The 3,923-nt window shown below is 68.3% G+C and carries 5 protein-coding genes; 4 read left to right on the forward strand and 1 reads right to left on the reverse strand.

All coding sequences use genetic code 11. The annotated features are described in order from the left end of the window. Both EPD65_RS15950 and EPD65_RS15955 read left to right on the forward strand, forming a co-directional pair. Positions 1–749 (forward strand): glycoside hydrolase family 16 protein (locus tag EPD65_RS15950; RefSeq protein ID WP_131585922.1); only part of this gene is annotated, 749 nt, incomplete at its 5' end. A gap of 219 nt (positions 750–968) precedes the next feature. Further along, the gene (locus EPD65_RS15955) at positions 969–1,853 is read left to right on the forward strand and encodes a glycoside hydrolase family 16 protein (RefSeq protein WP_131585924.1); all 885 of its coding nucleotides are present in this window, start codon (positions 969–971) and stop codon (positions 1,851–1,853) included. 26 nt (positions 1,854–1,879) lie between these two features. Here EPD65_RS15955 and EPD65_RS15960 read toward each other — a convergent pair whose 3' ends face one another. Further along, the gene (locus EPD65_RS15960) at positions 1,880–2,446 is read right to left on the reverse strand and encodes an O-methyltransferase (protein WP_131585927.1); all 567 of its coding nucleotides are present in this window, start codon (positions 2,444–2,446) and stop codon (positions 1,880–1,882) included. A gap of 239 nt (positions 2,447–2,685) precedes the next feature. On the opposite strand from EPD65_RS15960, the gene EPD65_RS16700 reads away from it, so the two are divergent. Together EPD65_RS16700 and EPD65_RS15965 are read left to right on the forward strand one after the other, a co-directional pair. Next, positions 2,686–2,811 carry a hypothetical protein gene (locus EPD65_RS16700; protein ID WP_279387583.1) on the forward strand — a complete coding sequence of 42 codons (126 nt, stop codon included), beginning with the start codon at positions 2,686–2,688 and terminating at the stop codon, positions 2,809–2,811. A gap of 11 nt (positions 2,812–2,822) precedes the next feature. After that, the gene (locus tag EPD65_RS15965; RefSeq protein ID WP_131585929.1) at positions 2,823–3,875 is read left to right on the forward strand and encodes a 3-isopropylmalate dehydrogenase; all 1,053 of its coding nucleotides are present in this window, start codon (positions 2,823–2,825) and stop codon (positions 3,873–3,875) included. Positions 3,876–3,923 lie beyond the last annotated feature (48 nt).

Below are 3,923 nucleotides of genomic sequence, written 5' to 3' on the forward strand. Positions count from 1 at the left end.
TCCTGGTGAAGCAGTCGGGCGAGAACTGGTCGTGCAGCTTCGTCGACAACTTCTCCGGCACGCGGCTGGACACCACCAAGTGGGTGGTGCAGGACAGCTCGGTCTCCGGATTCATGATGAACAACGCCTGCTTCGACGCGGCCCAGAACCACGCGCTCGGTGGCGGCTTCCTGAAGCTCTCCGTCACCCGCAAGCCGGCCTTCAACTGCGACCTCCCGTATGGCACGCGCGGCACGCAGTACATGGGCGGCGGCATCTCGACGTACGGCAAGTTCTCGCAGGCCTACGGCCGTTTCGAGGCGCGGATCGCGTTCCCGGGGCACACGGACGCGGGCCTGCACGGCGGCTTCTGGATGAACCCGCAGAACAAGGTCTACGGCGCCTGGCCGGCCTCGGGCGAGATCGACGTCGCCGAGTGGTTCTCCGGCGTTGCCGACCACGTCTTCCCGACCCTGCACTACACCGGCAGCACCTCGGCCGACACCGGTTGGAACTGCGTCGTCGGTGACGTGAGCACCTATCACACGTACGCCGTGGAGTGGTCGCGGTCGAAGATGGACTTCCTCTTCGACGGGCAGCTCTGCTTCTCCCGTTCCTGGGCTCCGACCGATGTCCAGGCCCCCGCGCCGTTCGACCAGCCGTTCACCGCGTCGCTGCTCGCGGCTGCGGGTCAGGGCACCAACAGCCCGACCGACACCATGCCGGCGCAGGCGACGACCCTCGTCGACTACGTCAAGGTCTGGAGCTGACCGGATCAGGTTCACTCAACGGCGCCGCCGCATCCCTGTCGGGTGCGGCGGCGCCGTGTTTCCCGGACACGCATGACCAGCATGTGACCGATGCGGTGGACGGCAGCGCGATCTTCTGGAAACCTCCACTCGGCGTTTCGTGATGGGGGTCACGGCTGACGCATCGTTGCCGCGCTCGGGGCGGAATCCACATGGGGCTTCGAAGGGATTCCACGACCAATGTCTCGTCTTGCGCACTTTCGCGCGCGCACGCTCGCCGCACTCGCTCTGACGGGGTCGCTCTGCATCGCGCCCGCCGTCATGCCGGCGTCGGATGGCGCCACGGCGACCTATGACGCGTGCGGCGCGATCCTGGTGAAGCAGTCGGGCGAGAACTGGTCGTGCAGCTTCGTCGACAACTTCTCCGGCACGCGGCTGGACACCACCAAGTGGGTGGTGCAGGACAGCTCGGTCTCCGGATTCATGATGAACAACGCCTGCTTCGACGCGGCCCAGAACCACGCGCTCGGTGGCGGCTTCCTGAAGCTCTCCGTCACCCGCAAGCCGGCCTTCAACTGCGACCTCCCGTATGGCACGCGCGGCACGCAGTACATGGGCGGCGGCATCTCGACGTACGGCAAGTTCTCGCAGGCCTACGGTCGCTTCGAGGTCCGCATGAAGGTCCCCAACTACGACGGCCCGGGCCTGCACGGCGGGTTCTGGATGAACCCGCAGGACCGCGACTACGGCATCTGGCCCGGATCCGGCGAGATCGACGTCGCCGAGTGGCTGTCCGGCACGCGCGACAAGGCCTACCCCTCGCTCCACTACACCGGCAGCACCGGCCTGCTCGACACCGGCTGGGACTGCTCGATCGGCTCTGCCGACGTCTTCCACAAGTACGCCGTGGTGTGGAGCCCGGAGACGATCGACTTCTACTACGACGGCTCGCTCTGCTTCTCGCGTACGTGGCAGCCCACCGACCTGGCGCCGCCGGCGCCGTTCGACAAGCCGTTCACGCTGGCGCTCGTGGCAGCCAACGGCGCGGGCCTCAACAACGCGCCGACCTCGGACACGCCGTTCCCGTCGACGTTCACCATCGACTACGTGAAGGCGTGGAGCTGAGCTGAGGTCGCTGCGTCACCCGGCGCTCAGCGCCGGGTGGCGATGATCGCGGCGGCGTCCGCGGCCACCATCACCTCGACGCTGGTGAAGCGCTCGTCGCTGAGCCAGCCCTCGCGCAGCGTGTCGACCCGGCCGTCGGTGACCGGCGGCCAGCCGGCGCACGGCACGAAGTCGTCGAGGACGACGATGCCGCCGGGCTCGACCAGGTCGGCGACGGACTCCACGTCCACCTCGGTGGGGGAGCCGGAGTCGAGGAAGAGCAGCGAGAACGGGCCCTTGTCGCGCAGGGTCGACCAGTCCGCAGCGAGGACCTCGACCTGCGGGTCGTCGACGAAGATCTCCTGTGCTGCGCCCGCGAGCTTCGCGTCGAGCTCGGCGGTCAGGATCATCGCCCCCGGCCGTACGCCGCTGCGCAGCCAGGCCGTGCCGACACCGCAGCCCGTGCCGAACTCGGCAAGGACACCTGTCCGGGTCGCGGCCAGCGTGGCCAGCAGTCGTCCGGTCTCGTTGCGGCAGAACGCGACGTAGCCGGCCCGCCGGGAGACGTCGAACGCACGCGCGACGACCTCGGGCAGCTCCAGCGGGGCACTCATGTCACGAGTCTTGTCGCGGGTGGCGGAGGTGAGACATCGGTCTCAGATCCTGAACCGGCTTTGAGAAATCCCTGACACATGGCCGTAACACGGCGTACGGTATGTCCACCATGTTCGGCGTGCTCGTACTCATCGACTGCCGCGGCGAGGCCTGATACGGAAGGCCACCTCGTCGCGGTGTTCGGCGTTGCGGTCTTCCTCTTCCTCCTCTGTTCAACCGCCACGTACGGAGCACGCTCATGAATCACCGCATCACCTACTGGGGCCCGGCCAATCACAACCCGGAGAACCCGACCTCGTTCGAGGCCGTCGCGCAGGCGCTTGACCTGCGAGACACCGCGGGCTTCGCGCCCGAAGACAACTAGATTTCGTTGTCATGACCAGCATCAAGCTCGCCGTCATTCCCGGCGATGGCATCGGCCAGGAAGTCGTCCCCGAGGCCCTCAAGGTCCTCGCGGCTGCCACCCCGGAGGGGGTGACCTTCGAGCAGACCCACTACGAGATCGGCGCGGAGCGTTACCTCGCGACCGGCGAGGTCCTGACCGACGAGGTGCTGGCCGACATCCGTACCAAGGACGCGATCCTCCTCGGCGCCGTCGGCGGCAAGCCCGGCGACCCGAACCTGCCCCCGGGCATCCTCGAGCGCGGCCTGCTGCTCAAGCTCCGCTTCGAGCTGGACCACTACGTCAACCTGCGCCCGTCGAAGCTCTTCCCCGGTGCCGCGTCGCCGCTGGCCAACCCCGGCGAGATCGACTTCGTCGTCGTCCGCGAGGGCACCGAGGGTCCGTACACCGGCAACGGTGGCTCGATCCGCGTCGGCACCCCGCAGGAGGTCGCCACCGAAGTCAGCCTCAACACCGCGTTCGGCGTCGAGCGCGTCGTCCGTGACGCCTTCGCCCGCGCCCAGAAGCGCCGCAAGAAGCTCACGCTTGTCCACAAGACCAACGTCATCGTCAACGCCGGCAAGATCTGGAGCCGCCTCGTGGCCGAGGTCGGCGCGGAGTACCCCGACGTCGCCGTCGACTACCAGCACGTGGACGCGATGATGATCCACCTGGTCGCGAACCCGTCGCAGTTCGACGTCATCGTCACCGACAACCTCTTCGGCGACATCGTCACCGACCTCGCCGCTGCCGTCACCGGTGGCATCGGCCTGGCCGCCTCCGGCAACGTCAACCCCGACCGCACGACGCCGTCGATGTTCGAGCCCGTGCACGGCTCGGCGCCCGACATCGCGGGTCAGCAGATCGCCGACCCCACCGCCGCGATCGGCTCCGTCGCGCTCATGCTCGACCACCTCGGCTACCCCGAGGCCGCTGCGAAGATCGACGCCGCGATCGTCAAGGACCTCGAGAGCCGTCAGGGCCAGGGCCCGCGCAAGACGGCCGAGGTCGGCGACGCCATCGCCGCCCTGGTAGTAGCCGGCTGAGGCCCCCTCCCCACGTCAGCGGGGCGCCGGGCACGAACGACGTGCCCG

The sequence above is a fragment of the Nocardioides jejuensis genome, assembly GCF_004337475.1.
GTDB lineage: Bacteria > Actinomycetota > Actinomycetes > Propionibacteriales > Nocardioidaceae > Nocardioides > Nocardioides jejuensis.